The organism is Sphingobium estronivorans (genome assembly GCF_008692605.1).
Classification (GTDB): Bacteria; Pseudomonadota; Alphaproteobacteria; order Sphingomonadales; family Sphingomonadaceae; genus Sphingobium; species Sphingobium estronivorans.
The window spans coordinates 1-3,202 of the sequence record NZ_LFCT01000054.1 but is presented as its reverse complement, the minus strand read 5'-3'; the positions used below and the strand labels follow the sequence as shown (position 1 = coordinate 3,202).

Annotated in this window: 1 rRNA gene; it reads right to left on the bottom strand. The window is 53.2% G+C overall.

The features are described from left to right. Positions 1–73 precede the first annotated feature (73 nt). Positions 74–2,875, bottom strand: a 23S ribosomal RNA gene (locus F7P65_RS21735). Between the last annotated feature and the right edge of the window lie 327 nt (positions 2,876–3,202).

Sequence of the window (3,202 nt, the reverse complement as noted above, 5' to 3'; positions counted from 1 at the left end):
GGTATCTGGCTTGAGTGGATCACCACATCGCCGACGCTGGAATGTATCCAGTGTTGTCATTGATGGTGGGACTCTCAGGCGCGATCAGAGCAATTAGGACCGGTTAGCTCCATATGTTACCACACTTCTACATCCGGCCTATCAAGGTCGTGGTCTACGACCGCTCGAAGAAATCTTATCTTGAGGGAGGCTTCCCGCTTAGATGCTTTCAGCGGTTATCCCGTCCATACATAGCTACCCTGCTGCGCCCTTGGCAGGACGACAGGTACACCAGAGGTATGTTCAACCCGGTCCTCTCGTACTAGGGTCAACTCCTCTCAAATTTCGACGCCCACGGCAGATAGGGACCAAACTGTCTCGCGACGTTCTGAACCCAGCTCACGTACCACTTTAATTGGCGAACAGCCAAACCCTTGGGACCTGCTCCAGCCCCAGGATGTGATGAGCCGACATCGAGGTGCCAAACGATTCCGTCGATATGAGCTCTTGGGAATCATCAGCCTGTTATCCCCGGCGTACCTTTTATCCGTTGAGCGATGGCCCTTCCACGAGGGACCACCGGATCACTATGACCGACTTTCGTCTCTGCTCGACTTGTCAGTCTCGCAGTCAGGCGGGCTTATGCCATTGCACTCTAACAGACGGTTTCCAACCGTCCTGAGCCCACCATCGCGCGCCTCCGTTACTCTTTAGGAGGCGACCGCCCCAGTCAAACTACCCGCCACAGAGGGTCCCTGCACCGGATAACGGTGCGAGGTTAGACATCAGAAAACAACAGGGTGGTATTTCACCTATGGCTCCACGACAACTGGCGTCATCGCTTCAAAGCCTCCCACCTATGCTACACAGTTCTTTCCTAATGCCACTCTGAAGCTGCAGTAAAGGTGCACGGGGTCTTTCCGTCTAACCGCGGGTACTCCGCATCTTCACGGAGAATTCAATTTCGCTGAGCATATCCTGGAGACAGTGGGGAAGTCGTTACGCCATTCGTGCAGGTCGGAACTTACCCGACAAGGAATTTCGCTACCTTAGGACCGTTATAGTTACGGCCGCCGTTTACCTGGGCTTCAATTCAGAGCTTGCACTCCTCCTCTTAACCTTCAGGCACCGGGCAGGCGTCAGGCCCTATACGTCGTCTTGAAGCCGACTTAGCAGAGCCCTGTGTTTTTGCTAAACAGTCGCTACCCCCTGGCCTGTGCCCCCCACAAAAAGTTGCCTTGATGTGGGGCCTCCTTCTTCCGAAGGTACGGAGGCAATTTGCCGAGTTCCTTCAGGATACTTCTCTCAAACGCCTTGGTATACTCTACCATTCCACCTGTGTCGGTTTAGGGTACGGTCTATACGGTGGGGCTATTTCCTGGGACAACTTCACTGCCCGGACCAATCCAATAAGGCCGAACAATTTACGCCATCCGTCACACACCACCAGGCCCACGAATATTAACGTGGTTCCCATCGACTACCCCCTTCGGGCTCGTCTTAGGGGCCGGCTTACCCTGCTCAGATTAGCTTTAAGCAGGAACCCTTGGAATTTCGGCGACAGTGCATCTCACACTGTTAATCGCTACTCATGTCTGCATTCGCACTTCCGATACCTCCACGACCCATTACCAGATCGCTTCAACGGCCTACGGAACGCTCCGCTACCGCGTGATCGTAAACGATCACACCCTAAGCTTCGGTGCACGTCTTGAGCCCCGTTACATCTTCGCCGCAGGATCTCTTATTTAGACCAGTGAGCTGTTACGCTTTCTTTAAAGGATGGCTGCTTCTAAGCCAACCTCCTGGTTGTTTTGGAAATCCCACATGCTTTCCCACTTAGACGTGACTTGGGGACCTTAGCTGTAGGTTAGGGCTGTTTCCCTTTTGACGACGGACCTTAGCACCCGCCGTCTGTCTGCCGGACTAGACTCGTTGGTATTCGGAGTTTGGTTAGTATTGGTAGATCTCGCGACCCCCGCAACCATCCAGTGCTCTACCCCCAACGGCAATCATCCGACGCTCTACCTCAATAGATTTCGCGGAGAACCAGCTATTTCCCGGCTTGATTGGCCTTTCACCCCTAAGCACAACTCATCCGATAATTTTTCAACATTAAACGGTTCGGTCCTCCAGTGCGTGTTACCGCACCTTCAACCTGGTCATGCATAGATCGCCGGGTTTCGGGTCTAATGCATCGAACTCATGGTCGCCCTATTCAGACTCGCTTTCGCTGCGCCTACACCTAACGGCTTAAGCTTGCTCGATACACTAAGTCACAGACCCATTATGCAAGAGGTACGCGGTCAGGTCTCAAGGACCCTCCCACTGCTTGTAGGCATCCGGTTTCAGGTACTGTTTCACTCCCCTCATCGGGGTGCTTTTCACCTTTCCCTCACGGTACTGGTTCACTATCGGTCATGTACGAGTATTTAGGCTTGGAGGGTGGTCCCCCCATGTTCAGACAGAGTTTCACGTGCTCCGCCCTACTCAAGTCCTGATGCTTCATTTTCGCATACGGGGCTGTCACCCGCTATGGCCGAACTTTCCAGATCGTTCTGCTAATTAAGCACCAGGCACTGGCCTGGTCCGCGTTCGCTCGCCACTACTAACGGAATCTCGGTTGATGTCTTTTCCTCCGGGTACTGAGATGTTTCAGTTCCCCGGGTTCGCTTCACCAAAGCCTATTTTATTCAGCTTAGTGATACCTCTCCCATTTAACCGCTAGACCTGAGTTTCCTCAGACCAGAGATTAAATGGTGAAGGTGGGTTGTCCCATTCGGAAATCGCGGGATCAAAGCTTGCTCACAGCTCCCCCACGCTTATCGCAGCGTGCCACGTCCTTCATCGCCTGTACATGCCAAGGCATTCACCAGATGCCCTTACCTCACGCTTGAGAGTCCACACCACCAATGACAGCACTGGAGTAGCACTGCATCGGCTTGATTGGTGTGGTGATTTAACTCAGCCAGATAATCTTGTGTGTACGATCATCGATCCGCTTCCTTGGCCCGAAGACCTCGAAAACCGATCCATGTCGCCACGGCATCGATTAAAAAACCCATTCACAATGTCAAAGAAGCACGCATTGCGTGCCATATCACCGGCCAAAGCCGGTAAACCGCTATCTTCATCCCTAGAGTATGGTTGGTGGAGCCTATCGGGATCGAACCGATGACCTGATGCTTGCAAAGCAACCGCTCTCCCAGCTGAGCTAAGGCCC